Raw genomic sequence first — 26,155 nt, 5'->3', positions numbered from 1 at the left:
GTGCGAGAGGGTCTCGTCGCCCTTGGCCTGGGTGGAGTTCTCGGCGCACTGCTGGTTCATCGGGTTGGACGCGACGTTGATGTCCTGGACGCCGACGTTGGCGAGGAGCGCGATCAGGGACTGGGCGTTGACCTTCACCGGCAGGGCGATGCACGGCTTGTTGGCGGAGCCCTGGATGAGGGAGGCCTGCGGGCTCAGGGCTCCCTCGGTCTTCTGGTTGCCGTAGATCTGGGCCGAGTCGTTGCCGTTGACGGTGTTGACGCCGTTGTCGTTGCCGATGGCCATGGCAGGGGAGGCCATGGCGGCGCCGGCGCCGAGGATCGTGGCGGCGACGGCGACCGTGTTCGCGGCCTTCTTGAACATGGTGTTCCCTGTTCGTCGTAGGGGGAGGGGTGGTGCTCCGTACGTGGAGTGGAACCCCGGCAACGGCCGGAAGTTCCGTTCCACCACCCGCAGGAGTGATTCCTGGCCCCGGCCGGCCGGCCGGCCCGGCGCGGCGGGTCACCGGCTGCCGGGGGCCGAGCCGATGTCCACCACCTGCGCCCATGCGGGCGGCGTGTCCGGCACGTAGTCGGGGTCGTCCTCGTCCCACTGCTGCGGCCCGCGGGGGAAGAGGCCCACCACCGTCCGGCACGGCGGCCGGGTGTCCGGCCAGGGCGTCTGCCCGTCCGTCAGGACCACGACGACGTCCGGCCGGGGCCGCGTCCGCAGCGCCCTGGCGAAGCCCGTACGCAGGTCCGTGCCCCCACCGCCGACGAGCGGGATCCCCTCGGCCCCGCACAGCGGGTGCGCGATCCCGGCGGCCGCGTCGCACGGCACCACGGTGACCAGGTCGCGGCGGCCGCCCACGGCGCGGGAGATGGCCGATACCTCCAGGAGCGCGCTGCCCAGTTCGGCGTCGCTGACCGACCCGGAGGTGTCGATGACCACGCTGACCCGTGGGGGTCTGCGCCGCAGGCTCGGCAGGACGGTGCCCGGCAGCGCCGCCGAGCGCCGCGCAGGCCGGCCGTAGGTGTAGTCGTCGCCCGCGCCGGCCGCGGAGGCCGCGGAGCGGACTGCCGCCCCCAGCAACTCACGCCACGGCTGCGGCGGGTGGAACACCTCGTCCGCCCAGCGCCGCCACCCCTGCGGGGCGCTGCCCGGGCGGCCGGTGATGCCCTGCGCCACCCGGAAGCGCACCGCGTCCTGTTCGTGGGGGCCGAGGCCGTTCGCGCCGTCCGGGCCCAGGTCCCACTCGCGTTCCAGACCGTCGGCGCCGCTGCCGCAGTCCAGCCAGGCCAGGTCCTGCGTCCGCGGCCCCAGCCGGAACCAGCGCAGGTAGTCCTCCATGAGGTGGTCCCCGGGCAATTGCAGGGACTTCGGGTCCGCGGCGCCCGCGGGCCGGGCCAGTCCGTCGCCGTACACGTCGTCGTTGATCTCGAAGTCGGCGGCTATGTTCATGCGCAGCCGGTCCCCGGGGCCGGTCAGACCGCGCTGGCGGGCGACCCGGTCGCAGCGCCCGTGGTGGTCGCGTAGCAGGTGCGACACCTCGTGCACCCACACCCCGGCCAGTTCCTCCACCGGCATGCGCTCCACGAAAGCCGGCGAGACGTAGCACCGCCAGTGCCGGTCGACGGCCATCGTCGGCACCCGCCGCGACTCCACCACGTGCAGGGCGAACAGGGCCGTCGCCAGGTAGGGCCGGGCCCGGACGGCCTGCAGCCGGGCGGCGAAGAACTTGTCTCGGTCCAGGGTGCCCGGCGCCCCCGGCACCTGCGGAGCCCCCCGCGTCCCGGTCATCGGGCGTTCCCCGGGTCTGCGCCCGTGCCGGTGCCGGCGAGCGCGGCGACCCGGGTCGCCGCGCGGTCGGCCCGCCGCGACAGGGACACCGCGCCGGCGAGCCGCTCGACGGCAGCAGGAACGTCCCAGTCCGTACGGCGCAGCGAGGCGAGGGTGGTCGCGGGGACGACCACCAGGTCCGGGGCGCCGGTCTCCAACGCGCGGACGAGCAGCGCCCACGCGGCGTCCCAGCGGGACTTCTCCGGGCGCTCGCGGACCGCGTCCACGACCCCGTCGAGCACGGCCTGCCGCAGGTCACCCCGTTCGGGCAGGACGGCAGCCGCCGGGTCGGCGAGCAGCGTCTCGGGGTCGGGCAGGTCCATCCGGTCCAGGAGCGCGAGCAGCTCCAGCCCCGGACCGTCCCCGACGGCGCCCCTGACCAGGAGGGAGAGCACCTCCCGGGAGGAGCCGGCCGCGGTCGCGAACGCGATCAGGTGCAGGGCCATCTCCCAACTCCGGGGCGAGGGCCAGGCTCCGCCACGCCGGGTTTCGTTGCCGGGCAGCCGGTGGACGAGCGCGGGGCGGGCGGCGAGTAGCCCGCACACCGCGCGACGGGCGAGGTCCACGGCTTCCGGTAGCCCTTCCGGGTCGAGGTGCGGCAGGGTCGCGCGCGGCCAGGTCCCGCCGAGGCCGCGTACGACGACGTCGTGGTCGTGGGTCCACTGGAGGTGGACGAAGCGGTTGGCCAGCGGCGGGCTCAGCTCCCAGCCGTCGGCGGCCGAGGCGCGCGGGTTGGCGGCGGCCACGATCCGGACCCCCGGCGGCAGCCGGAGGGCGCCGACCCGCCGCTCGAGCACGAGGCGCAGCAGGGCGGCCTGTACGGCCGGCGGCGCGGTGGACAGCTCGTCCAGGAACAGCAGCCCCCGCCCGGCCCGGACGAGCCGTACCGCCCAGTCCGGCGGGGCCATCGGGACGCCGTCCCGCTCGGGGTCGGCCCCGATGACGGGCAGTCCCGAGAAGTCGGACGGCTCGTGCACGCTGGCGATCACCGTGGTCAGCGGCAGGTCGAGGGACTCGGCGAGTTGGGCGAGCGCCGCGGTCTTGCCGATGCCCGGCTCACCCCACAGCAGGACCGGCAGATCGGCGGCCACGGCCAGGGTGAGGGCCTCCAGCTGGGGGTCGGGCCGCGGTTCGGTGGTGGTGTCGCGCAGCAGCGACAGCAGCTCGGCGGCGACGTCGAGCCGGGGAGTGCGGTCGGTGCCGGGTACGGCGGAGGAACGGTGTGAGGTCATGTTCGGGTCACCTGTCGGGTCGAGTACGGCGTACGGGTCCGGGTTCCGCCGGGGCGCGTTCGGTCGCGCGGGGAACCGGAGGGATGCCGCGGTACGGGCGGGTTGCGGGTCAGGCGGAGGCGTGCCGCGGGCGCGGCCGGTGGTTCCGGGGGCGGCTGGGCCCCGGGCGGAGACGGTCGGGTCCGGGGCCGGCCAGCCCGGCCCGGTAGAGCCCGTACGTGATGCGCTGCCGGGCGGCTGCCTCCAGGGCGTCGCGGAGCGGGCCGCTGCGCAGGACGGCGTCGGGGCCCAGCAGCGCCTCGACGACGGCCAGCGCGCCGGCGGTGTCGCCGTGGTCCAGGCGTTCGCGGACCCCGGTGAGGCAGTCCGGGCGGCGGTGCGCCTCGTCGATGACCCGGAGGCAGGGCAGGGGTGGACCGCCCAGCGCCACGAGCAGTTCCTCGCGCCGGATCTCGGCCGGGTCGTGGTCCATCGGAGCCAGCACCCCGTCGACCAGGCCGATCCGGTGCTGTACGCCACGGCACTCGACGAGGCGCGGCTGGCCCGCCGGGTGGACCGTCGTGGGGGACGGCCCGGAGGCCGCCGCCGACGCACTGCCCGGTACGAGCGCGGGGGCGACGAGCGGATGGAGCCGATCGGCCGTGATCGCCCCTGCTCGGAGCAGTTCCAGGTCGGGCAGTGTCCAGGTCGCCGCATCGGGGAGGACCGGCAGTGCGGGCGCCCCGCCGTCCGGGACGGCAGCGGACACGCGCAGTGCGGGCGGTCCGGCCTCGACGGCCCGGGCCCCGGCTGCCCGGGCCGCGTCCGTGCCCGGCCCTGGATCCGGGTCCACTTCCAGGAGCAGCCGCTGCCCGCCTCCGAGCCGTACGGCGACGACACCGCCGGCCCGCCCTTCGTCGTCGAGCAGGATCCGCGCCTCGGCCGCCCACCGGTCGACGGCACACCGCCGGCCGGCCGGCACCGTCCCCGGCGGTACGGGGGCCGGCGCGGAGCGCGCCGCCGTACTGCTGTCGGGGGGAGGCCGGTCGGCCCCGGACCGGACGCGCAGCTCACTGGTGCGCCGCGCGTCCCACAGGTGCCGGTGCAGGTCGAGCCGGAACCGCCGGCTGGGCCGGGGATGGGGATGGCGGCCGGCACCGGAGTCGAAGGCGGAACCGGAGCCGTCCCACAGCGCGAGGCTCATCCGCTGTCCGGCGTCCGCCCAGGCGGGCGGGGTCCGCACCACGAGGAACAAGGGCCGGTGCCCGCCGTCCCGCCCGTCGGCCCCGTACCGGGCCAGGGGCACGGTCAGCCCGGGCCGCAGCAGCCCGTCGGGGGCGATCCGCGGCATGTGCCAGCGCAGCAGGTCGGGAGCCAGACGGCGCAGATCGGCCCGGATCAGGGAGACGAGCTCCTGCCCCCGGGCACGCGCCACGGCACGCAAGGGGAGATCGACATCGACACCCGCGGCGGCACAGGCCCCTGCCCAGTCCCCGGCCAGGCGGCGGGCGGTCGCGGTCTCGATCATGGATGGTGGCACGGCGTACTCGCGCACGCGCAGCCAGAAGGAAATGCGGGAATCCCCGTTCACGGTGTGAGTGGCCATCAGCACTCACCTGGCGTGGACGGGACCCCCAATCTGTCAACAGAGTGAGTGATCATCGACGTCAGCCTAGTGCTCCCGCCCCGCTTCTGCCAGGCGATTTTCCCGGCGCGGACGGCCGTCGCGCGCACCGGCGCGTCCTCCGTCCGCCGGACCCCCCTGGCGGCGGGCCACCCGCCGGTCCCGGGAAGGAGGCGGGCAGCGGTCAGCCGGTGAGCCCGTTCCACACGGAACGGGTCGCACCGAAACCGCTCTCGTGCACCCACACGTGGGTGCACCCCGGGCACTGGAGGTGCAGCAGGCTGCCGGTGTTCGTCAGCAGGTACCGCCAGTGCTCCGAGCACGTCCGCCGCGTCTCGCACGGCCCGCAGCCGCGGGCGTCGTTGCAGTTCGGGCAGGCCACCCAGGCCCGGCGGCCGGGGTCGGCCTGGGGGTCAAGCGGAAGCACTGCCGCCGCCTTCGCGCCGGGGGAGCACTCCGGCGGCGACCAGGTCCGCGTACACGCGCTGCTGCTCGGCGTCGAGGCCGGAGTACAGCAGCTCGTACGCCGCCTCCTCGCCGCGCATCACCTCGACCGGGTCCCAGTCGGGGCCGAGCGCGTCGAGGACCTGGGCCCGCCGCAGCATCTCGTGCGCGGCGAAGTCGATGTCGAAGCCGATCGTCCCGCTGCCGTCAGGTATGCCGGCGGGGTCGTGGGGCAGGTCGTGGGGGGCCATACTCCAGGAACTTAGGTATGCCTTCTTTCCCAGGTCAAGGGAGGGTGTGCGGATTCACAGGACCACGACGGCGGCCGGCCGGCGCCTGCCGGTCCCCGGAACGGGGTAGGGACGGGCCGGGGCACGTGGGGCAGCCCGGTGTGGCGGGCTGCGCGGGTGGTGCCGGAGGGGGCGGGAACGTTGTCGGGAGACGGGAACGCGGGGGCGTGGTGGCGCCGGCTCGGCCGTGCCGGGCCGGAGCTCGCGGCGGCCGCACTGACGCTGACCGTGGCTGCGGTCATGGCCCTCGCGGCCTTCGGGAACCTCACGGACTTCGGGACGAACCAGCAGTTCGTGCGGCACGTCCTGACGATGGACACCACGTTCGGGGACCCGGACCTGATGTGGCGTGCGATCGACTCGCCGGCGGTGCACACCACCGTGTACGTCCTGATCATCGGGTGGGAGTGCCTCGCCGCGACCGTGCTCCTCCTGGCCGTGCTCCACTGGGTGCGTGGGTTGCCCCGGCGGGACTTCGCGAGGGCGCGGGCCCTGAGCACCGTCGGCCTGCTGATGGTCGTGCTGCTCTTCGGGCTCGGGTTCGTGGCCGTCGGCGGGGAGTGGTTCGTGATGTGGCAGTCCGAGGACTGGAACGGGTTGGACGCCGCGCACCGGAACCTGGTGCTGGCGGTCTCGGCGCTCCTGGTCGTGTACGTCCGCCCCTCCGGCGCTCGCTGAGGGCACCGGGCGCGGGAGGGCGGGAGCCGGGAGGCGAACGCGGCTCAGCGGGGTGGGCCGGGCCGTGCGGCCGGCCTGAGCCACGCCCCCAGCGCGAGGCAGACCACGGTGGCGGCGGCCCCTGCGGCGGGCACCAACGCCCCTGCGGTCGGCTGCCCTGCGAGGCTCCCGGCGACGAGGCTGCCGATCGCGCTGCCCATCCCCATCGACTGGACGAGCCACGCGTTGACCTCGTTGGCGCGGCAGGCGGGGGTACGGCGGCCCAGGGCCAGGAAGGCGGAACCCACCACCGGCGTGAGGAACAGGCCGGGCACGGTGACCGCGGCGACGGCGCCGACGCCCGGGTGCGGACCGTCGAGGCAGGCCAGGGGGATCCACCCGGCGAAGAACGCGGCCGCGGACAGCCGCAGCTGCCGCAGCGGCACCCCGTGCCGGGCGCCCCGGCCGTACGCCAGGCCCCCGAGGAACGCGGCCGCGGAGAAGGCGGCCGGGACCAGGCCCGACAGGGCGGGCCAGTGCAGGCTCTCGGCCGCGGAGACGGCCCACACGTTCATCGCGCCGATCGCCGATCCGGTGCCGGTGAGCGCCAGGTACAGGGTGACCATGTCCCGGGTCGGCAGGGGCGCGGCCCCGCCACCGCGCGGGGCGGGCGCGGGCGCGGCCCTGCGGCGGTGGAAGGGCGAGGTGAGGACGAGGAGGCTGCCGGCCAGGCTCGCCAGGCCGGTCGCCGCGACGGCGGCGGCCGGGCCGTGGGCCGCGGCGAGCGCACTGGTCAGCAGCGGCCCGGCGACGTAGAGCAGGCCTTGGGAGCCGATGTCGATGCCCAGGGCCGTCCGCTGCTGCTCCGGGCGGGCGAGCAGGGCCGGCCACAGGGTCCGCAGGCTCGTCTCCAGCGGTGGGGTACAGGCCCCTGCGACCACCGCCGCCGCCACGGCCGGGCCGCGGCCGGCCCCGGGCCCGTACACCAGCAGCAACAGACAGCCGGCGTGGACGGCGGCCAGCGGGGCGATGGTCCGGACGCACCCGTACCGGTCCAAGAGGCGACCCTTGACCGGCTGGACGAGGGCCGAAGCCAGCACGTACACGGCACTGAGCAGACCGCCGAACGCGACCGATCCCGCTGCCTGCGCGGCCCACAGGACCAGGGCGAGGGGAGCCATGCCCGAGGGCAGCCGCCCGAGCAGGGCGCCGGTGAGCAGCCTCGCGACGTGCGGCGTCCTGAGGACCGTGCCGAGGGTGGGCAGGTCGGCGGAGGGGGCGGCCGGGGGAATGGTCAGCCTTCCCGCGCCGGCACGGGGTCCGCGAAGCCCGGCATCGCTGCTGCTCCTTCCGGAGGCGGGGAAGGGGGAATGCCTCCGTCCGGAAATTCTTCGCAGCCGCGGGCCCGCGCGGGAGCCACCACAGCCATGATCACCCGAACGGAGGGCCCGGGGGATCAGCTTCCGGGGGCCATGTCGTACGTGACCCACGGCGTCCGGGTGGCCACCTGGTCGTACTTGCCGCGCGCCCGGTAGTTGTCCTCGGCGGTGATCCAGCGCACCACGCTCCAGCCGCGCTCGGCGGCGATCCCGCGCAGTCGCGCGAGCAGCAGGTCCGCCGCGCCCGAGCCGCGCTCCGCGGGGTCGACGAAGAGGTCGTCGAGGAAGCAGCCGACCGTCGCCGAGAGGGGGCGGGCGAACGGCCGGTAGTGGGCGAGGCCGACCAGCCGGCCGTCGGCGTCCTCGGCGACGAGGGCCTGCACCTCGTGGTCGGGGTCGTTCACCCAGGACCAGACCCGCCCGGCCATCTCCTCGGTCTGCTCGACCCGGTAGAAGTCGGCGTACCCGCGGTACAGGGCGCGCCACTGGTCGAAGTCCTCCGCGCGGACCGCACGCACCTTCATTCCGGCCGACATGGCCTCACACTCCCCGGTTCGAGACGACGGACGCACCCGCACGGCCCTGCGCGACGCGGGTGCCGGCGCCGGGTGCCAGGAGACGATCATCCGGGAGGTGCCCCGCCCGGGGTGCCGCCGGGGTGTCGAAATGCGCTGCCTCCGCCGCGCCGCTCCGGACAATGCGCCGGGGCCGCCCACCTGCCTGCCCGCGCCGGGCCTGGGAGTTGCCGGGACGGCGCACGGTCTGCCCCGGGGGAATTCCGATGGACAATGCACGCTGGTCCGGCGATGGTTGCGCGATGGAGCACAAGATCACAGTTGCCCCCGGAACCACCCTCTGGGCCGAGGAACGCGGCGATCCGGCCGCCCCGCCCCTCTTGCTCGTCATGGGCGCGAACGCGTCCGGGCTGGCATGGCCGGACTCCCTCGTGGCCGCCCTCGCCCGCCGCCACCGTGTCATCCGCTACGACCACCGCGACACCGGCGCCTCCACCTGGTCCTTCGACGAGCATCCGTACCAGATCACCGACCTGGCCGACGACGCGATCGCCGTCCTGGACGCCCTCGACGTCACCGCGGCCCACGTCGTCGGCATGTCCATGGGTGGCCTGCTCACCCAGCTGCTGCTGCTCGACCACCCGGACCGGATCCGCACCGCCACCTTCATCGGGACCATGGCCCTGGACGGCGGTCCCGCCGGGGGCGAGGTCGACCCCGAGGTCGCGGCCGTGTGGCAGACGATGGCCGATCCGCGCGACCGTGCGGCCGAGCTGGACTGGCGGGTGGAACACTGGCGCGTCCTCAACGGCGGCGAGATCCCCTTCGACCCCGAGGAGTTCCGGAGGTCCGAAGCGCGGATCATCGAGCACTCCGGGCGTCACGATTCCCCCACCGCCCATGCCCGGGCCGGTACCGAGGGCCTCGACCGGGCGCCGGAGCTGGGCGCCGTCACCGTCCCGGCCCTGGTGGTCGACTCGCCCCGCGACCCCGTCGCGGGGACAGCCCACGCACGGCACCTGGCCGGCCTCCTCGGCCGCGCCCGGGTGGCCACCGTCCCCGGTCTCGGCCACGCCCTACCGGAGTCGGCCGTACCGCAACTCACGGAGCTGATCCTGGAACACACCGGCCAAGACGGCTGAGCCGGTCCGCGGTCGAACGGTTCCACGGTTGACCCGGTCCGGGGTTGACCCGGTCCGGGGTTGACCCGGTCCGGGGTTGATCCGGCCGGGGTTGATCCGGCCGGGGTTGATCCGGTCCGGGGTCGATCCGGTCCGTGGTTCATCCGGTCCGTGGTCGATCCGGCCCCGCGGCGGCCGTCCGCCGCGGGACCGGGACCGGTTCGTCCGTTCGTCCCGCGGCGGGATCGAGTCGGCTCGCCCCGGACGTCGATCGCCCTCCGGTGCGCCGGGGTGTCAGGGCCGGATGCCGTCGCAGGCGACCCACAGGTGGCGCGGCCCGCGCAGGACCGCGTTCTGCCGGTAGGGCGGCGGGTCCTCCAGTAGACGGGGGTTCTCCAGCCGCCGGGCCAGCTCGCTCAGCGCCCTCTGCGCCTCCAACCGGGCCAGCGGAGCCCCGAAACAGCTGTGGATGCCGCTGCCCAGCCCCAGGTGTTGGACGTCCTTGCGGTCCGGGTCGAAGCGGTCAGGGTCCTCGAACCGCTGCGGGTCCCGGTTGCCGGCGGCCAGCATCAGCCACATCGGGGACCCCTTGGGGATGGTCACCCCGCGCACCTCGACGTCGACCAGCGGGGTGCGCTGCGGCAGCATCTGCACCGGCGGCTCGAACCGCAGCAGCTCCTCCACCATCGGCACCGCCAGCCCCGGCTCGGCGCGCAGCCGCTGCAGCACGTCCGGGTTGCGCAGCAGCGTCAGCATGCCGTTGGTGATCAGGTTGACGGTGGTCTCGTGGCCGGCGATCAGCAGCAGTGCGGCCGTGCTGAGCAGCTCCATGGTGGACATGGCCAGGTCGCCGTGGCCGGCGGCCAGCTGGGACAGCATGTCGTCCTGCGGGTTCTTCCGCCGCTCCTCGATCAACCCGGCCAGGTACATGCCGAGTTCCATCCGGGCGTCGTGGGTGACCTTCTCCCGCTCCTCCGCGTCCGCGTCCGGATCCGGGTCCAGGCTCGCCGCGAGGGTGTCGGCCCACACGTGGAACCGGGCCTCGTCCCCGCGCGGCACGCCGAGCAGCCGGCAGATCATCGTCACCGGGAACGGGTACGAGAACTGGTCGACGAGGTCGATGCGTTCGGTGCCCTCGCCGCTGCCGGACGTCCCGTTCGCGATGTCGTCGATCAGCCCCTTGACGGTGTCCTCCAGGTCCCCGCGCATGTTCTCGATCCGGTGCGGGGCGTGCGGCGGCCCGAACGGCCGGTTGGTGAGCCGGCGCAGCCGGTCGTGCTCGGGCGGGTCCAGCTTCAGGAAGCTCGGCGGCAGGGCCCCGCCCTCGCCGCCCTCCTCCTCGCCCAGCGGGTCCGCGCCGCCCGCCGTCCGGTTGCGCGCGTCGGAGCTCAGCCTCGGGTCGTGCAGCAGGCCGCGGATCTCGTAGTACGTGCTGATCACGTACGGTCCCTCGCCGTCGTGGTAGACCGGCGTCTTGCGCAGCTCCTCGTACAGCGGGTACGGGTCGGCGCGGTTGGCGTAGTCCAGGATGTCGGTCAGGATGCCTTGTTTCATGACGGTTCCTCCGGAGGGCGCGCGGGTCGGTCAGTGCCCGGCGGGGGTGAACGTCATCCGCCGGTCGGCCGGCGAATATCCGCTGAGGGTCACGGTCGGGCCGTGCGTGGGAACCGACGGGTCGGGGAAATCGGCGTCCATCGGCTTGCTCCCCTCGGAGCGCCGGTCCACGGTCGGGAACGGCGGCGGGAAGGGTGCGGTCAGCTCGATCTGCTTCTCGTAGAACTCCAGCCAGCGCGCGTTGTCGAAGGTGACCGCACCGATCACCCGGCCCTGGTACCCGTACACCCCGGTGAACCGGCGCTCGGCGCGCGAACCTTGGGTGATCATGATCTCGGTGCCCATGGACGGTACGCCGACGGACTTGATGTTCACACCGAACTGGGAGGACCAGAACGCCGGCACCCAGATGTGAGGACGTCGGTCCGCGCTCTCGCTGAGCATGTTGTGGGCCGCGGTCTCCGCCTGGCGGACGGCGTTGCCCCAGTGCTCCAGCGACAGGAACTGGTAGCCGAACAGGGGGTGCGGGGAGCGGGCGACGTCCCCGGCCACGTAGATGTCGTCGGTGACGATGCCCATGATGTCGAAGGCCCGGCAACCCGCGTCACAGGCGATGCCGCGTGGACCCGCGCCCAGACCGGAGCCCGTCAGCCACTCGGTGTTGCGCTGCGCACCCAGGCAGACGACGACCACGTCGCACTCCACCGCGGCGCCGTCGGACAGGTGCGCTGCCCGGACCCGCCCCGTCGAGTCGCCCTCCAGCCCGGTCACCATCACGCCGGTGCGCAGGTCCACGCCGTGCTCCCGGTGGAGTTCGCCGGCCACCTGGCCGATGACCCCGCCGAGCGCGCCCACCAGGGGGGCGGCGCCGCGTTCGGCGACGGTGACCTCGATCCCGCGCTCACGGCAGGCCGAGGCGATCTCCGACCCGGTGAAACCGGCGCCGATCACCAGGACCCGGCGCGGCCCCGCGTCGAACCGTCGGGCGAGCGCCGCCCCGTCGTCGCGGGTGCGCAGGACGAACACGCCGTCGAGTTCGGCCTCCGCCGGATTCGGCCAGGGCCGGGCCCGAACCCCGGTGGCGATCACCAGCCGGTCGTAGGGCACCTCGTCCCCGTCGGCCAGCTCGACCCGCTTCCCCGCCATGTCCAGGCCGCTCGCCGCCACGCCGAGCCGCCAGTCGGCGTCGATCGTGCGGCGGCGGGGGAGCGCGGTGCGCTCGGCCGTGGACTTGCCCAGCAGCACCTGCTTCGACAGCGGGGGACGGTCGTACGGCTCGTACGGTTCGTCACCCACCATGGTGAGCGAACCCCTGAAGCCCTTCTCACGGAGGGTTTCGGCGGCCCGCAGGCCGGCCAGGGAAGCTCCCACGACGACGACGCGGCCGCTGCTCTTCAGCTGCTCCAGCGCCGTGTCAGGCATCGGAAGCCTCCAGATCCTCGACGAGGATCGCTTGGACGGGACAGGCAGCGGCGGCCTGGGCCACGCGCTCCCGCTGGGCGGCCTCCGCCTGCGGGTCGTAGAGGAGTCCCTCGTCCCCGTGCATCGCGAAGACGTCGGGCGCCAGGAAGGCGCACTGCGCGTACCCCTGGCACCGGTTCAGGTCGACGACAAGCCTCAGCAAGGTACGGTCCTTTCGGTGGCCCCCTCGGCTTCCCGGCCCAGCGTGCGGGACCCGGTCGGGAACGGCCCGTCAAACAGGGCCGTCGGAGTGACGCGCCGGCCGCCCTCCGCCCCGGGTGGTGCGCAGCACGTACAGGCTGATGACCAAGGCCCACACCGGGAACACCAGCTCGGACCACGGCACGGAGGCGCCCACCACCAGCAGGGCCAGCCCGACGAGGAACCCGAACGCGCTGAGCGGGCGCGGAAGGACGCCGAGCCTGCGCCCGATGGCCGAGGTGGCGAAGACGAAGACGGCGGCCATCCGCATGGCGTACGTGGTCAGCAGGGTGTACGCGAAGTGGCGGCCGAAGGCCTCCGGTTGGCCCGCGGCGAGCACGGTGCCCGCTGCGGCGGTGGCACCGAAGAGCGCGGCGACGAAGACCAGCCCGCTGCCCAGGAACACGGTCGCGAAGAACCGGTCCTCGGCCTCACCCGTGTGCTCCCGCAGCGCTCCCATGAACCACAGGAAGGCGATGCCGGCGAACGGAACCATGTGGACCGCCGCATTCACGGAGGCCCGCCCGTCCTCGTCGATGCTGATGTCCTCCCCGCCCGCTCCCGACGGCAGCCCCGTCCGTACGAGCACGATCGCCGCTCCCAGCAGTACGGCGAAGGCCACCCCGGCGAACCCCGCGGCCCGCGGTGTGCTCAGACCGGTTTCCCGGGACGTGCCCGGCACATGGTGTCTCATGCCACCAGCAAGCCGCCCGAGCCCCCCTGCTGCCACCGGGACCACCCGCCCGGGTGACCGGTCGCACCGCACCCCCACCCCGCACCGATGCGGCGGGACGTTCCGCCCCCTGCTCAGGCCGACCGGACCACCACCACGACCCCGGCCACCCCGCCGCCTCCCACGCGGCCGAGGCGGCGCCGGACGGCGCTGCTCCTCGCGGCCGCAGCAGCGGCCGTCGTGGCAGCCGTCCTCGCAGGCGCCCTCATCCGTGCGAAAACCGACCCGTCCGACGACGACTCGACGTCCGGCGCGCGCAAGGGCGACTCGTACGACCTCAACCTGTCAGCCACGTGGGAAGTGCCCGCGACCGAGCTGCACGACATCCCCGACGGCCACTCCCACGCCGAGGGCCGCGCCAAGGTTTGGCAGCGCTCCTAGTCCCCGGCAGGCGGGTTTTGCCACAGGTGCGCGTCGAGCAGTTCCGTTTCGCGCCCTCACCCTCACCCTCGCACCCGGACCGGCGGTCGGCCGCCCGCGGCCACCGCTCAGTAGACGAGCTTGTAGCTGACGTCGTGCGGCACCGGCTCCGGGGCGGCCCCGGGGTAGACCAGGCGGATCTTGGTGAAGCGGTGGGTGCCGGGTTGGTCGGGCCACGGCTGCGGGTGGCTCAGGGTGACCTGCACCGGGTACGGCCGGAAGCGGCCGGCCGCGCAGTTCGGGCGGCAGTCGTTGACCATGTCGGTGCCGGTGGCCCTCGCGGTGCCGGGACCCCACGTGTGCCAGCGCAGCCCGACGAGGCGGTTGTTGCCGTCGCCGCAGGCGAGGAGGTACTCCTCGGGCCGCACCTGCGGTTCCTCGAAGCAGTCGACGACGACCAGCGGCGCCGGTACTGGGGCGGGGGCCGAACCGGGGCCGGGTCCGGCCGCGTTGGCGACCGGTACGGAGGCGACGGCGAGTGCGGCTGCCGTGCACAGGAGTGCCGCGGTCCGTGCCCGGGCGGCGATGGTGCCGGTGCGTCGACGGGTGCCCGCTGTGTCCACGAGGCCCCTCCTTGCCCTTGCGTGCCGCCGCGGCGACGGCTGTGCCGCGGCCACCGCCAGCTTCCCCCATCGGAGCCCGGCCCGCACCCGCAGGGCGCGGGCGCGCGCTCCGGTCTGTCCGCTTTCGTCCGGCCTTCCGGGCCTCTGACCGCACTGATCCGGACAAGCTGGGTGGCCGTTCGGTGAACCGCGAGCGGCCGACAGCAGGTCAGGAGGCCCCGTACGGCACCCCGGTGCCTCCGTCACGGGGCGTCGACGGACGGCTACGCAGGGGCTGCACCCCGCTTGAGCTGCCCGAACGTCCGATCGATCTCCGATATCCGAACGCCGTGTCCGTAAATCGGCCGTGCATATGCGGCCCGCCTTCATGTCCGGCAGACTCGGCCACGCCGAAACGCGATATCGCAAGAAAGTATCGCGCTCAACCTTTGAATCGAAAGTTGGTCCTGTCGTGCGTTACCGCTTCGCTGCCGTCTCCGCCGCCGCCCTCCTCTGTGTGGCCGGCGCCACGGGCCTGGCGGAGGCCAAGCCCGCAAGCCTGTACGCCCCCTCCGCGATGGTCTTCGCCGTTGCCAAGGGTGACGACCCCGCCACCGCCAGCTTCCTCCGCGCCTCCACGCTGAGCTGCGCGCCGAGCGCCCAGGGCACGCACCCCGACGCCAAGGCCGCCTGTGCGGCGCTGAAGTCCACCGACGGCAACCTCGACCGTCTGCTGTCCGCCCCGAACCCGGACCGCGCGTGTCCGATGCACTACGACCCCGTCACCCTGACCGTCGACGGTGTCTGGGAAGGGAGCCACGTCTCCTGGAAGCGCACCTTCTCCAACACCTGCGTCATGAACGCGAACCTGAACGGCAGCCCGGTCTTCGTGTTCTGACGATCCCCCAACCCGGCCCGACCGCCACGGGCCGGAATCCCCCTCGCGCATGCGGTCAGCAGCCGCGCACCGGCCCGTCGCGGGCGTACCGGGCCGGGCCCCGAGAACGCGGACGGCCGGCAGCGGCAGGGCGACCGGTTGCGAACACCGTCACCCGCCGCCGCCGGCCCGAGTCCGTCCTCCACCCTCACCGGGGGCACGTCACCGAAGGCGCCGGAGCGCTGGCGGACCGCTCCTCACCAGTAGTGTTTACGGCCCGCCACAGCGTGTCCGGCCGCACCGAGCACCCACAACACCACGCCGATCAGTACGAGGATCAGGCCGAGTGTCCACAGGATCGAGATCCCGAACACCAAGCCGATGATCAGCAGAATCACTCCGAGCACAATCACGAGAACCTCCTACCCTCCTGGACAGGACTCCCTGCGTCTACCACCGATTTGCCGCGGCATGCGTGCGGGCGGAAGGAATCCCGTGGCGCAGGGGAGGAAGCGCGGCTTCAGCTCTCCTTGAGCACCGAGAGGATGTTGCCCGCGGGGTCCTTGAACCAGGCGATCTCGGGGCCGCCGTCGTTCTCGCGGGCGATGCCCTTCTCGTCCTGGCCGAAGCCCTCGTACCGCTCGAAGACCACGCCCCGCGCCACGAGGCCGTCGACGGCCTCGTCGATGTCCGGCACGGGGAAGTTCAGCACGGTGAACGTGGCGGGCTCGTGGTCGTCCTTCGGGTACAGCAGCACGTCGTTGCCGCCCGCCAGGTGGAGGAAGAGCATTCCGCCGTCCGCCTCCACCCGCAGCCCGAGCGTCGAGCCGTAGAAATCCTCGACGTCCTCGATCCGCCGTACCGAGAAGCCGCTGAATGCCCTGCTGTCCGCCAGCATGGCGCATCCCTTCCTTCGGGTGTGGGTCCGCGGCCGCAGAGGTGCGGCCCTCGTCGTCCATCGTCCCCCCGGAGCGGGGCGCGCGCACGGCTCCTCCGCCGGTCACCCGGACCGTTCGAGTGAGGAGCCGGACCGCCGGCGCCGCCCCGCAGCGTGGTGGCGAACGTCCACCTCGGCCCCGCCGTCGTGAACGGCCGCACGGCGATTGCGCCGGAGCCCGGACACGGCCCTCCCGACGGGACACAATGGAGGCGACCGGTTGGGGGAAGGCTCACGCAGGCTGGGGAGGGCGCTGATGAGCCGGGCGCTGCGCATTGCAATACCTGCCGTACTGCTGTTGTTCGTGGTCCTCGCACCGCTGTACGCCCCGTACTTCACCACGATCGTGGTGTGGGAGCTACGGAAGGCGTTCGCCTCCCTGGCGCCCGCAGCGGCGGCGGTCGCGGGGCTCGCCGGGCTGCCGTGGCTGGTCAGCCGGATCCGCCGCAGGAGCGGCGGCGCACCGGCGGGCGACGGGGTCAAGACCCTCGGGTGCCTGGGCGCCGTCGCAGCCGTGCCGCTCGTGGTGGCGTGGCTGCTCTACGGGTCGTACCTCCAGGACCGCGCCTACATGGCCGGCACGCAGATCGTCGCCGGGCCGGTGCCCGACCTAGCGGCCCGGTCCCCGTACCTCGTCGGGAAGGCACAGGCCGCCCCGCACCTGGGCGATGTCACCGGTGAGATAGCGGACATCACCTACCTGCCCGATGCGGACCGGTTCGCCACCCTGGTCGAACGGCGCGGTTGGCTGACCGGGTACGAGGTCGGCCTGGTCCAGGAGGTCCCGCTCGGCGGCAGCGGCCGCTCCCAGCAGCGCTGCGCGTTCGACGTGGGCGTGGCGGACGCGCGGATCGGCGGCTGGTTCGGCCACAACCTGGGCCGGAAGATCTCCGCCCGGGAGCGGTGGGTGCGGTTCGAAGCCTCCGACGCCTACGTCAACTGCTCGGGTGACACCCCCGTCGTGGTGGTCCCCCTCAAACGTCAGACCGGGATCCTGGTGGTGACGGAACGTCCCGCGGGAGTCGCCCTCTACGACGGGCGCACCGGGAAGCTGACCATCACCACCGACACGTCCGAAGTCCCCGGACCGTCCTATCCGACGAGCCTGGCGGCCCGGCAGCGGGAGGCGACCGCCGCCGTCGGCAGCTTCGCCGACTGGTGGTTCGAACGCAGCGGCTGGGACGCCTCCGAGGACGGCGCCAACGAGGGCAACGAGTCGGAGTTCACCCTGCGCCACCGCGACGGGTCGGGCCGCAGTGCGTACGTCACCCCGCTCACCCCGCAGGGCGAGGCGAGCTCCGTCGTGGCCGTGTCGACGGTCCCGACCCGGCACCGGGGCGGCGGACTGGCCCCGCTGACCGTCCACCGGCTCGACCCCACCTGGCCGTCGCCCAAGGCGATCGTCGCCCTGGTCAAGGCCGAGTACCGGGACGTGTGCTGCTACAACGACGACCGGGTGTTCGAAGTGGTGCCCACCGGCGGCACCACCTGGACCGCCACCATCGGCAGCGAACAGAACATCCGCTACCGGGTGGAGGGCAGGGGGCAGGTCGGGGGCCGCGAGGTGTCCTGCCTGAAGGCCGCCGACGGCGCGCTCATCCGGTGTGCGTACGCGGCCCCCGGCTCACCGGAGGAGCAGGAACTCAAACGCCGCGAGGACGGCAAACCGAAGGAACGGACGCCGGACGCCCCGCCGGACGTCGGCGACCTCACCGCGTACACCCCCGAACAGCTGGCCGAGCTCAACCGCCGCGTGAACGAGGAGGTCAACCGCCGCCTCAAGGGCGACAAACCGTAACCGGTGGCCGGTGGCCGGTGGCGGGCGGCCCGTCGCCAGTGGCCGCTGGTCAGTCACCGTCCAGTACGTCGCGGAGCGCCCGGGCGAACGCCTCCGGGTCCCCGTGCTGGCCGTACTCGCCGCCCAGGAAACCGCCGTGGTGGCTGGGGAAGAGCGTCAACCCGATGCCCAGCCCCTCGGCGACTCCCGCCGCAGCCCGCGCGGGGAACTGGCCCTCCGACTCCTTGCCCGCCACGACGACGATCCGCGTACCCGCCGCGCGCAGCGCCGGGAAGTCCGGCCGGTACGAGGTGCAGCCGCGCATGTTCTGCCCCAGCAGCGGGTCCCCGCGCGAGCCGTCGTCCTCGGTCGGGAGCCCGAAGTCCGCCGGGTTCGGGGCGGGTTCGTCCCGCCAGTTCTCCGGGAAGGGGCCCGGCCGCATGGCCACCGCCAGGAACTTGGCCATCGCCGGGCCCGTGCCGTCGCGCAGGTACGTGGTGTGGACGTCCTCGCACACCGCCAGGGCCGTCTCCCGGTCCGGCAGGACCTGCGCCGTCGGCGGCTCGTGCGCGACGAGGGTCCGCACCAGCTCCGGGTGGCGCGCGACCAGGGCCAGCCCGTTGACGGCGCCGCCGCTGCTGGCGAACACGTCGACCGGCCCCACGCCCACGGCTTCGATCACCCGCCGCAGGTCCTCGGCGTGTTCCTCGGGCAGGGTCTCCGCCGCGCCGTCGGTGCGGACGCTCCGGCCGGCGCTGCGGGGGTCGTACGTGATCACGGTCCGGTCGGTGAAATGGGACGCCAGCGTTCCGAACCCGGCGGCGTCCATCGGCGAGCCGATGAGGAACAGGGCCGGCCGCTGCCCGGCCCGCCCGGCTCCGCCGTCCGCGCCGCGCACGTCGTACGTGATCGTCGCGCCCGTCGATCCCAGGGTGCGGGTCACGGTCTCGGTCATGGTGGGCTCCTCCAGGTGAGTGTCGGTTCAGAAGTACAGACCGCCCTGGCCGCGCGAACTCATCGCTCTCCGGCAGGATTTTTTTTCCGGGTGCGGGCGGACACCCTCTGATGGGCGGGCCGCCCCGGACGGTGTCAGGCTGGGGGAGGGGTTCCCGCAGCACTTCCGTCATCTTGCGGAGGGAAGTTGAGCCATGACCCGTTCGGGGAAGCACGGCGCGGCGTCGTGCGGGCGCACGGTGTTGGCCGCCGCCGCTGCCTTCTTGGTTTGGGGCGTTCTGCCGGCCGGGGCGCCGTCGGCCGCCACAGCCGCCGGGGAGGCGGCAGGGCCCGCCGTCGGCCTGGCGCCGGGGCCCGCGTGCCGCTTCACCCAGCTCGTGGCGAACAGCGCCGAACGCCTGGGGCCGACCGAGCTGCGGATCACCGTGATCAACGAGGGGCCGAGGGCCTGCGTCCTGCGGGGCCACCCCACCCTCGCCGTCGCCGGACACGGCTCGCCCGACCAGAACAGGCCCCTCGTGGCCCGCAGCCAGGGCGCCGCCCGGCCGGTGCTGCTGCCCGTCGGAGGCACGGCCGAGACCCGCGTCTCGTTCACCCCCGTCCTCGGAGAGGCGGACGGGTACTGCGACTCCGGCGACGAGCCGACCGTCGCGCCCTCGATGGTCATGGGCCTCGCGGGCGGACGGCTCCAACTGGCACCGGACGACGGCGGGAACTTCGCGTTGTGCGGCACCGTCGTACGGGCCAGCGCCTTCCGGGCGTCCTCCTGAGCCGTCGACCTGCCACCCGCCCCCGTACCGGCGTTCCGGGTGAGCCGCGTCTCACCTGCCCCCACCCGCTTGTCTATGCAACGAGTTGCATAGCAGGATCGCCGTATGGCGCTCGACCACGCGATCCTCGTCTCCCTGCTGGAGAAGCCGGGCTCCGGCTATGAGCTGGCCCGCCGGTTCGACCGGTCCATCGGCTACTTCTGGACCGCCACCCACCAGCAGATCTACCGGGTCCTCAAGCGCATGGAAGCCGACGGCATGCTCGCCGTCCGCGAGGTCCCGCAGCAGGGCCGGCCGGACAAGAAGGAGTATTCGGTCGCGGCTGCCGGCCGCGCCGCCCTCTCCCTCTGGCTGCACGACCCGATCGAACCCGAGAGCCTCCGCCACGACCTCGCCGTGAAGATCCGCGGCGCCGCGTTCGACGACCCCGCCGCCCTGATCGGCGAGGTCGAGAGGCACCGCCGGGCACACGGCGACCGCCTCGCCCACTACCTCGCCGGTGAACTGCGCGACTTCACCGGGCCGGACGCCCCCGCACCGCTCGACCCCGGCCAGGAGCTCCAGCACGTCGTACTGCGCGGCGGGATCGCCTACGAGCGGATGACCGTCGCCTGGCTCGACGACGTCCTCGCCACCCTCCGCCGGATCGACGCGGCACCGCCGGCCGCGACCGGCTGAACCGCACCCCCCGCGACGCACATCCCACCGCGCGGTCGTGCAACCGCTCAACGACGCTCCCGCGCAACCCTTCGACTCCCAACCCCTCGGAAGGCGACCTCCATGACCGATCCGCTGCTGTTCAACCCGCACACGTACGACCCGACCCACTTCGACCCCGAGACCCGCAGGCTGCTGCGCGCCACCGTCGACTGGTTCGAGGAGCGGGGCAAGCGCAAGCTGATCGACGACTACCGCTCCCGGGCCTGGCTGGCGGACTTCCTCGCGTTCGCCGCCAAGGAGGGCCTGTTCGCCACCTTCCTCACCCCGGCCTCCGCCGCCCGGCAGGACGACCAGCGCTGGGACACCGCCCGGATCGCGGCCCTCAACGAGATATTCGGCTTCTACGGCCTGGACTACTGGTACGCCTGGCAGGTGACCATCCTCGGCCTGGGACCGGTCTGGCAGAGCGACAACGCCGCCGCGCGGGCCCGCGCCGCAGAACTCCTCTCCCAGGGCGAGGTGTTCGCCTTCGGCCTCTCCGAGAAGACCCACGGCGCCGACATCTACTCCACCGACATGCTGCTGGAGCCGGACGGCAACGGCGGCTTCCGCGCCACCGGCTCGAAGTACTACATCGGCAACGGCAACGCCGCCGGACTCGTGTCCGTCTTCGGCCGCCGCACCGACATGGAGGGCCCGGACGCGTACGTCTTCTTCGCCGCCGACAGCCGCCACGCGAACTACCACCTCGTCAAGAACGTCGTCGACTCCTCCAAGTACGTCAGCGAGTTCCGCCTCGACGACTACCCGGTGGCCGCCGAGGACGTCCTGCACACCGGCCGCGCCGCCTTCGACGCCGCCCTCAACACCGTCAACGTCGGCAAGTTCAACCTCTGCACCGCCTCGATCGGCATCTGCGAGCACGCGATGTACGAGGCCGTCACCCACGCCCACAACCGCATCCTCTACGGGCGCCCCGTCACCGCCTTCCCGCACGTGCGCCGTGAGCTGGCCGACGCCTACGTCCGCCTCGTCGGCATGAAGCTGTTCAGCGACCGCGCCGTCGACTACTTCCGCTCGGCCGGTCCCGACGACCGCCGCTACCTGCTCTTCAACCCGATGACGAAGATGAAGGTGACCACGGAGGGCGAGAAGGTCATCGACCTCATGTGGGACGTCATCGCCGCCAAGGGCTTCGAGAAGGACAACTACTTCGCCCAGGCGGCCGTCGAGATCCGTGGTCTGCCCAAGCTGGAGGGCACGGTCCACGTCAACCTCGCGCTGATCCTCAAGTTCATGCGCAACCACCTGCTGGAGCCCGTCGAGTACCCGGCCGTCCCGACCCGCCTCGACGCGGCCGACGACGACTTCCTGTTCCGCCAGGGCCCGGCCCGCGGCCTCGGCTCCGTACGCTTCCACGACTGGCGGCCCGCCTTCGACGCGTACGCCGAGGTGTCGAACGTGGCCCGGTTCCGCGAGCAGGCCGACGCCCTGTGCGAGTTCGTCGCCACCACGGCCCCCGACGAGCAGCAGAGCCGCGACCTCGACTTCCTGCTCTCCGTCGGCCAGCTGTTCGCGCTGGTCGTGCACGCCCAGCTGATCCTGGAGCAGGCCCGCCTGACCGGCCTGGACCAGGACGTCCTCGACGAGCTGTTCTCCGTCCTCGTCCGCGACTTCTCCGGCCACGCCGTCGAGCTGTACGGCAAGGACTCCGCCACCGCGGCGCAGCAGGCGTGGGCGCTGGGCGCGGTCCGGCGGCCCGTCGTCGACGAGGAGCGCGCGGCCCGCGTCTGGGCCCGTGTCGAGGCGCTGTCCGGGGCCTACGAGATGGCCCCGTAACAGCACGGCGAGCGGGCGGCCTCCCGGCGATGGCGGGGAGGCCGCCCGCGGCTGCCGGCGCGGACCTCTAGCCGATCAGCCGCCGGTGCCAGGTCAGGGGGTGACCGTGATGCCATCCCCCGGATCACCGCTCCACTGCGTGGGCAGGCCTGCCTCTGCGTCAGACCAGTGATTCCGTCAGCAGCCGCGCGGTCCTCGCGATGAGTTCGTCGTCCCGCGGGGCGGCCGCTTCCGGCTTCGTGGTGAGGATGGCGAGCACCACGGGCGGCCGTCCCGGCGGCCAAGCGATGCCCACGTCGTTGTTGGTCCCGTACGATCCGGCACCGGTCTTGTCCCCGAGCGCCCATTCCGCCGGCACGCCCTTGCGCATCCGGGCGCGGCTGGTGGTGTTGGCCAGCAGCCACTGGTTCAGTTGCTCCCGGTGCCGCGGGGACAGGGCGTTGCCGAGCGCGAGCCGCGTGTACGTCAGACCGATCGCGCGGGGGCTGGTGGTGTCGGTGACCCGCGAGGGCTCGGCCGAGTTCAGCTCGGGCTCCCACCGGTCGAGCCTGGTCGTGCGGTCTCCGAGGGAACGGCAGAAACCGGTGATGGCGGTGGGGCCGCCGAGCTCGCGCAGCAGGAGGTTGCCGGCCGCGTTGTCGCTCTGGGCGATGGCGGCGGAGCACAGCTCGGCCACGGTCAGGCCGTTGGCGATGTTCTGCGCGAGCCGTGTCACCTCACCGCCGCCGGCGTCCGTGACGTCCTGCTGCGTGTACCGGATGCGCTTGGCCAGGTAGGTGCCGTCGTGGTCGAGGTCCCGCATGACGGCCGCCGCGGCGACCGTCTTGAACAGCGAGCACATGGGGAAGAGTTCGTCCGCGCGGTGGAGGACGGTCCGGCCGGTGGCGGTGTCCCGGGCGTACACCCCCATCCGTACCCCGTGGTCGCGCTCCAGCCGGCGCAACTGTGCCACGACGCCTTCGGCGCGGTACGACGAGTCGGCACGGGCGGTGCCCGCCGGCAGGGCCACGGCCAGCGCCGCCCCCGCCCCCGCGGTCAGCAGCGCACGACGGGACGGTATGGCTCCCGGTGTCTTCACGTCAGCGTCTCCTCTGTCTTGCTCGTGGTGGTCGGTCACGTGAGGGGGAAGACGCCGATCAAGATCGTTCCGGTTCCCGGATCCCGCGGCGGGACCGGTCCGCCCGGGCCCTACCTCCGCCCCGGCCCGTACAACAGCGCCTCCAGGCCGTGGGCGGAGGCCGCGCCGGTGAAGTCCCGCCAGCCGATCGCGCCGTCCCCGTCCGAGTCGATCAGCCCGAACGCGGCGGCCGCGTCCCGTTCCGGCACTCCCTTGAGCTCCCTCCACACCGTGAAGTCGTGGAGGTCCATCAGCCCGTCCCCGTCCCGGTCGGCCACGGTGAACTGCGCGTGCAGGACCGCCATCACCTCCGGCGAGCCGGAGGGCGCGCGGGAGGCCGCCTCCGAGGGGGGCAGGGAGTCGAACCACTCCCGGTACTCCTCCCGGTCGATCCTCCCGTCGCGGTCGCGGTCGACCAACTCGGCCTGCCGCTCCCACAGCGCCTGGTTCGCCTCGATCAGGGCGCGCCCCTTCGGCGAGTGGGGCCCCATGCCGTACGACTGCAGCAGCTGCTCGGCACTGGCCCGGTAGTCCTCCGCGGTCAGTGCCCCGTCCCCGTTCGTGTCCAACCGGTCGAAGATCTCGTCGGCCACCGCCGCCTTCTTGACGCTCATGCCGGGAGCGTAGGCGGCCCCCGCTCGCGGTCCTCCCCATTGGCGCGCCCGGGGGCGTGTCCCGGTACCCGTTGACGCTGCGCTTCCCGCACGTCCCGGAGGCCGCCGCCCTCCACCACCGTCGACCACGCGGACGTCCGGCCCGCCGACGTCCGGTCCACCGCGCTGCGGCGCCCGGCGGTCGGCCCGCCGGAGGCCACGGCGACGTGGCGGCCGGGTGCAAACCCGGCGCCCTTCACCCGGCGGCCGCACCCTCCCCTGAGCGGGCCGGTCACGGCGGTGCGGTCCAGCGGGCGGCGAGTTCCGTGCGGTTCGCATAGCCCAGCTTGCCGAGGATGCTCCGTACGTGGCTCTCCACCGTGCGTTCGGAGAGCACCAGCTCCTGGGCGATCTGGCGGTTCGTCCTCGCTTGCGCCACGAGCACGACGATCTCGCGTTCGCGGGGCGTGAGGGGCGAGGCCTCGGCCCGTAACGCGGCGATCTCGTCCATGAGACCTACGGCCGCGGCGGACGGGCCGGGCTGGTCGAGCCGGTCGGCGATCGCCCGGGCCTCCCTGGCCAGGGCGGCGGCTTCCGCCAGGGTGCCGCGGTCACGCAGGACTGCTGCCAGGTCCAGACAGGCCAGCGCGACGTACGGCTGCGCGCCCAGTGCCCGGTTGCGGGACAGCGCCGTCCGCAGGTGCTCCTCGGCCTCCTTCGGACGGCCGAAGGCCGCGGCGAGACGGCCGAGTTCGCGGTGTACCGAGCCCGCGAACCAGGCGGTGGGCGTACCGATCGCCCCCGGGTAGGGCGCGAACGGCGAGAGTTGGTCGAACACCGTACGTGCGGCTTCGCCATCGCCTGCCGCCGCGATCAGGTCGACCAGGTGCAGCAGCACCGCCGGCCACGTCGGGTTCTCCGTGGGCACGGGGAGAAGCGGGCGCAGCTGGGCGTACACGTCCTGTGCCTCGGCCGGCCGTCCGGCGAGGAACAGGGCCCGCGCCCGAACGGACAGGAACAACGGGTCCCGCGGCCCGTGTTCGAGGTCGTGCCACATCGCCTCGCCCAGTTCGGCGGGGTCCCCGCGCAGGTGGGCCAGCTGTTGGCGCAGTACGAGGTCCATGGCGGCGGCGGTCCGGTCCCCGCCGGCCGCGGCGAGCGCGGCAGCCTCCGCGTTGTACTCGCGGGCGGTGGCGAACCTCCCCTCCTGCACGGCCCGGGCGGCGCGCACGCGCAGCAGGTGCCAGCGGGCCAGCGGCAGCCCGCAGCGGACCGTGACCGACTCGATGGCGCGGACCGCGCCGTCGACCACGTCGAGCCGTCCCAGGAGGTACCCGGCCTGGACGCGCCACTCGTGGCCCAGCACCGCGGCGAGGGGATCGCCGAGCTGCTCGGCGCGGGCCACGGCCAGGTCGCCCAGGCGCAGGCGTTCGGCGGTGTCGTCCGGGTGGGCCAGGGTGCTCTCCACCGCACGGGCCGCGTCGAGTTCGGCCGGGGGATCCCCGGCGGCCGCGGCCAGGGCGAGGGCGGCCCGGGCGTGTCCGGCGGCTGCGGCCGGCGAGCCGAGGTCGGCGGAGGCCGTGGCGAGCTGGGCGAGGAGCCGGGCCCGCACCCGGTCCGGCAGGGCCTCGGAGTTCCCCAGTGCCGCCTCGCACAGCCGGGCGATCGTCCGGGAGGCCTGCGGGAACGTGACCCCCTGAACCACCAGGGCGGCTTCGGCGAGCAGGCCGGGACGGTCCGCGGCATCGGCCGCACCGGCGGCGTCCGCAGCCTCCGCGCAGTGGCGCAGGCTCACGTCGTAGCGGCCGGCGAGGTATTCGCCGCGGGCCAGCGCGAGGAGCGCCGGCGCGCGCCGCGGATCACGGGTGTCGAGCGCGGCGGCGGCATCGGCCAGGTGCCGGGCGGCATCGGCGTAGGCGTGCCGGTCCCGGGCCAGGTCGGCGGCGATCCGGGACCAGTGCGCGTCCGCCGCCCGGTGGCCGGGCTCCCTGCCGGCCCGGCGCCAGTGTGCCGCGATCCGCGCCGCGGCGGCGGCCTCCCCGGACGCTTCCAGTGCCCGGGCGGCCGCCCCGTGCAGGCTGCGGAGGGTGGCGGGGTCGGTCCGCCCGAGGACCTCGTCGCGTACCAGGTCGTGGCTGAAGCGGTAGGTGCGCCCGGTGTCGGTGGTCTGCTCGGCAGTGAGCACACCGGCGTGCCAGGCTGCCGCGAGCGCCTCGCCGACCGTCCTCCCGGCCAGTTCCGGAAGGACGGGGGCGAGCCGGGCGGCGTCCAGTTGCCCACCCAGCACGGCCGCGGCCCGTACGACGGTGCGTTCGTCGGGGCCGAGCCCGGCGAGGAGGGCGTTGACGACGCCGCCCAGGTCCGACGCGTGCGTGCGCAGGGCCGCGACCAGCAGCGGCAGCCCGCCCGTGCGGCGGTGCGACTCGGCGGCGGTTCCCGGTCCGCCGAGGCACTGCGCGACCTCCTCCGGGGTGAACGGCGCCAGCCGCAGTACCGAGGCCCCGTACCGGCGCAGGTCCGCGAGGGCTCCGGCGGCCTCCTCGGGCACCGGCTCCCGGCAGGTGCCGATCACGAGTAGCCGGCTCTCGGCCGCCTGACCGGTCACGTGCCGCAGCAGGTCGAGGCTCGCGGCATCGGCCCAGTGCAGGTCCTCCAGGACGA

At 73.8% G+C, this 26,155-nt stretch carries 27 protein-coding genes; 8 read left to right on the top strand and 19 right to left on the bottom strand.

Features of this window, described 5'->3' with window-relative positions; all coding sequences use genetic code 11:
• The 6 genes from ACFV7Q_RS30465 to ACFV7Q_RS30440 form a co-directional block, all read right to left on the bottom strand.
• A partial coding sequence (locus tag ACFV7Q_RS30465) for a rodlin (RefSeq protein ID WP_385433258.1) occupies nt 1–363 on the bottom strand: 363 nt, incomplete at its 3' end.
• A gap of 138 nt (nt 364–501) precedes the next feature.
• Nucleotides 502–1,779, bottom strand: a complete 1,278-nt coding sequence (locus ACFV7Q_RS30460; protein ID WP_385433256.1) for a VWA-like domain-containing protein — start codon at nt 1,777–1,779, stop codon at nt 502–504.
• Nucleotides 1,776–3,050, bottom strand: coding sequence for an AAA family ATPase (locus tag ACFV7Q_RS30455; protein WP_385433255.1), 1,275 nt, complete (start codon nt 3,048–3,050; stop codon nt 1,776–1,778). Before ACFV7Q_RS30455 ends, ACFV7Q_RS30460 begins: the two co-directional genes overlap by 4 nt.
• Nucleotides 3,051–3,159: 109 nt before the next feature.
• The gene (locus ACFV7Q_RS30450; RefSeq protein WP_385433253.1) at nt 3,160–4,635 is read right to left on the bottom strand and encodes a hypothetical protein; all 1,476 of its coding nucleotides are present in this window, start codon (nt 4,633–4,635) and stop codon (nt 3,160–3,162) included.
• A gap of 202 nt (nt 4,636–4,837) precedes the next feature.
• Nucleotides 4,838–5,080 (bottom strand): hypothetical protein, encoded by a 243-nt coding sequence (locus tag ACFV7Q_RS30445; RefSeq protein ID WP_385433251.1) that lies wholly within the window; start codon nt 5,078–5,080, stop codon nt 4,838–4,840.
• Nucleotides 5,067–5,348, bottom strand: a complete 282-nt coding sequence (locus ACFV7Q_RS30440; RefSeq protein ID WP_385433249.1) for a DUF6400 family protein — start codon at nt 5,346–5,348, stop codon at nt 5,067–5,069. The genes ACFV7Q_RS30445 and ACFV7Q_RS30440 overlap by 14 nt, the downstream gene beginning before the upstream one ends.
• A 180-nt stretch (nt 5,349–5,528) precedes the next feature.
• On the opposite strand from ACFV7Q_RS30440, the gene ACFV7Q_RS30435 reads away from it, so the two are divergent.
• Nucleotides 5,529–6,065, top strand: coding sequence for a DUF2165 domain-containing protein (locus tag ACFV7Q_RS30435; RefSeq protein WP_385433247.1), 537 nt, complete (start codon nt 5,529–5,531; stop codon nt 6,063–6,065).
• Nucleotides 6,066–6,109: 44 nt separating this feature from the next.
• Here the strand turns inward: ACFV7Q_RS30435 and ACFV7Q_RS30430 are convergent, their stop codons facing one another.
• Both ACFV7Q_RS30430 and ACFV7Q_RS30425 read right to left on the bottom strand, forming a co-directional pair.
• Nucleotides 6,110–7,534 carry an MFS transporter gene (locus tag ACFV7Q_RS30430; protein WP_385433245.1) on the bottom strand — a complete coding sequence of 475 codons (1,425 nt, stop codon included), beginning with the start codon at nt 7,532–7,534 and terminating at the stop codon, nt 6,110–6,112.
• Nucleotides 7,501–7,959, bottom strand: coding sequence for a GNAT family N-acetyltransferase (locus ACFV7Q_RS30425; RefSeq protein ID WP_385433243.1), 459 nt, complete (start codon nt 7,957–7,959; stop codon nt 7,501–7,503). Before ACFV7Q_RS30425 ends, ACFV7Q_RS30430 begins: the two co-directional genes overlap by 34 nt.
• Before the next feature lie 245 nt (nt 7,960–8,204).
• On the opposite strand from ACFV7Q_RS30425, the gene ACFV7Q_RS30420 reads away from it, so the two are divergent.
• Nucleotides 8,205–9,080 (top strand): alpha/beta fold hydrolase, encoded by an 876-nt coding sequence (locus ACFV7Q_RS30420; RefSeq protein ID WP_385433241.1) that lies wholly within the window; start codon nt 8,205–8,207, stop codon nt 9,078–9,080.
• Nucleotides 9,081–9,353: 273 nt separating this feature from the next.
• On the opposite strand, the gene ACFV7Q_RS30415 is transcribed toward ACFV7Q_RS30420, so the two are convergent.
• The 4 genes from ACFV7Q_RS30415 to ACFV7Q_RS30400 all read right to left on the bottom strand — a co-directional run bounded on the left by ACFV7Q_RS30415 (nt 9,354) and on the right by ACFV7Q_RS30400 (nt 12,969).
• Nucleotides 9,354–10,613 carry a cytochrome P450 gene (locus tag ACFV7Q_RS30415; RefSeq protein ID WP_385433239.1) on the bottom strand — a complete coding sequence of 420 codons (1,260 nt, stop codon included), beginning with the start codon at nt 10,611–10,613 and terminating at the stop codon, nt 9,354–9,356.
• Nucleotides 10,614–10,643: 30 nt separating this feature from the next.
• On the bottom strand, nt 10,644–12,035 hold the full coding sequence (locus ACFV7Q_RS30410) for an NAD(P)/FAD-dependent oxidoreductase (protein WP_385433237.1): 1,392 nt from the start codon (nt 12,033–12,035) through the stop codon (nt 10,644–10,646).
• Nucleotides 12,028–12,234, bottom strand: coding sequence for a ferredoxin (locus ACFV7Q_RS30405; protein ID WP_219667234.1), 207 nt, complete (start codon nt 12,232–12,234; stop codon nt 12,028–12,030). Before ACFV7Q_RS30405 ends, ACFV7Q_RS30410 begins: the two co-directional genes overlap by 8 nt.
• A gap of 72 nt (nt 12,235–12,306) precedes the next feature.
• The gene (locus ACFV7Q_RS30400; protein ID WP_385433236.1) at nt 12,307–12,969 is read right to left on the bottom strand and encodes a hypothetical protein; all 663 of its coding nucleotides are present in this window, start codon (nt 12,967–12,969) and stop codon (nt 12,307–12,309) included.
• A gap of 87 nt (nt 12,970–13,056) precedes the next feature.
• Here ACFV7Q_RS30400 and ACFV7Q_RS30395 point away from each other — a divergent pair, with 87 nt between their 5' ends.
• Entirely contained in the window at nt 13,057–13,389 is a 333-nt protein-coding gene (locus ACFV7Q_RS30395) for a hypothetical protein (RefSeq protein WP_385433234.1), read from the top strand.
• Nucleotides 13,390–13,496: 107 nt separating this feature from the next.
• On the opposite strand, the gene ACFV7Q_RS30390 is transcribed toward ACFV7Q_RS30395, so the two are convergent.
• A complete protein-coding gene (locus ACFV7Q_RS30390) occupies nt 13,497–13,991 on the bottom strand; it encodes a hypothetical protein (RefSeq protein ID WP_385433232.1) in 495 nt (164 codons plus the stop codon).
• Nucleotides 13,992–14,442: 451 nt separating this feature from the next.
• Between ACFV7Q_RS30390 and ACFV7Q_RS30385 the strand changes: the two genes are divergently transcribed.
• Entirely contained in the window at nt 14,443–14,868 is a 426-nt protein-coding gene (locus ACFV7Q_RS30385; protein ID WP_385433230.1) for a subtilase-type protease inhibitor, read from the top strand.
• A gap of 236 nt (nt 14,869–15,104) precedes the next feature.
• On the opposite strand, the gene ACFV7Q_RS30380 is transcribed toward ACFV7Q_RS30385, so the two are convergent.
• A complete protein-coding gene (locus ACFV7Q_RS30380; protein ID WP_385433229.1) occupies nt 15,105–15,260 on the bottom strand; it encodes a hypothetical protein in 156 nt (51 codons plus the stop codon).
• 107 nt (nt 15,261–15,367) lie between these two features.
• Complete coding sequence (locus tag ACFV7Q_RS30375) at nt 15,368–15,745, bottom strand: VOC family protein (protein WP_385433227.1); 378 nt, start codon at nt 15,743–15,745, stop codon at nt 15,368–15,370.
• A 295-nt stretch (nt 15,746–16,040) separates the two neighbouring features.
• Between ACFV7Q_RS30375 and ACFV7Q_RS30370 the strand changes: the two genes are divergently transcribed.
• Nucleotides 16,041–17,582, top strand: coding sequence for a hypothetical protein (locus ACFV7Q_RS30370; protein WP_385433225.1), 1,542 nt, complete (start codon nt 16,041–16,043; stop codon nt 17,580–17,582).
• 49 nt (nt 17,583–17,631) lie between these two features.
• On the opposite strand, the gene ACFV7Q_RS30365 is transcribed toward ACFV7Q_RS30370, so the two are convergent.
• Entirely contained in the window at nt 17,632–18,516 is an 885-nt protein-coding gene (locus ACFV7Q_RS30365; protein ID WP_385433223.1) for an alpha/beta fold hydrolase, read from the bottom strand.
• Nucleotides 18,517–18,709: 193 nt separating this feature from the next.
• Here ACFV7Q_RS30365 and ACFV7Q_RS30360 point away from each other — a divergent pair, with 193 nt between their 5' ends.
• The 3 genes from ACFV7Q_RS30360 (at nt 18,710) to ACFV7Q_RS30350 (ending at nt 21,784) form a co-directional block, all read left to right on the top strand.
• Nucleotides 18,710–19,285, top strand: a complete 576-nt coding sequence (locus ACFV7Q_RS30360; RefSeq protein WP_385433221.1) for a DUF4232 domain-containing protein — start codon at nt 18,710–18,712, stop codon at nt 19,283–19,285.
• A gap of 105 nt (nt 19,286–19,390) precedes the next feature.
• A complete protein-coding gene (locus tag ACFV7Q_RS30355) occupies nt 19,391–19,963 on the top strand; it encodes a PadR family transcriptional regulator (protein WP_385433219.1) in 573 nt (190 codons plus the stop codon).
• 102 nt (nt 19,964–20,065) lie between these two features.
• Complete coding sequence (locus ACFV7Q_RS30350) at nt 20,066–21,784, top strand: acyl-CoA dehydrogenase family protein (RefSeq protein ID WP_385433217.1); 1,719 nt, start codon at nt 20,066–20,068, stop codon at nt 21,782–21,784.
• A gap of 160 nt (nt 21,785–21,944) precedes the next feature.
• On the opposite strand, the gene bla is transcribed toward ACFV7Q_RS30350, so the two are convergent.
• From bla to ACFV7Q_RS30335, 3 genes are all read right to left on the bottom strand, one after another.
• The gene (gene bla / locus ACFV7Q_RS30345; protein WP_385433215.1) at nt 21,945–22,862 is read right to left on the bottom strand and encodes a class A beta-lactamase; all 918 of its coding nucleotides are present in this window, start codon (nt 22,860–22,862) and stop codon (nt 21,945–21,947) included.
• Between the two features lie 110 nt (nt 22,863–22,972).
• Nucleotides 22,973–23,515 (bottom strand): EF-hand domain-containing protein, encoded by a 543-nt coding sequence (locus tag ACFV7Q_RS30340; RefSeq protein WP_385433213.1) that lies wholly within the window; start codon nt 23,513–23,515, stop codon nt 22,973–22,975.
• Between the two features lie 271 nt (nt 23,516–23,786).
• Nucleotides 23,787–26,155 (bottom strand): LuxR C-terminal-related transcriptional regulator (locus ACFV7Q_RS30335; protein ID WP_385433211.1); only part of this gene is annotated, 2,369 nt, incomplete at its 5' end.

Origin of the sequence: Streptomyces sp. NPDC059851 (genome assembly GCF_042732005.1) — a bacterium.
In the GTDB taxonomy this organism is placed as follows: Bacteria; Actinomycetota; Actinomycetes; order Streptomycetales; family Streptomycetaceae; genus Streptomyces.
Note: the sequence above shows the minus strand (reverse complement) of the source record. Positions and strands in the feature narration are given on the sequence as shown.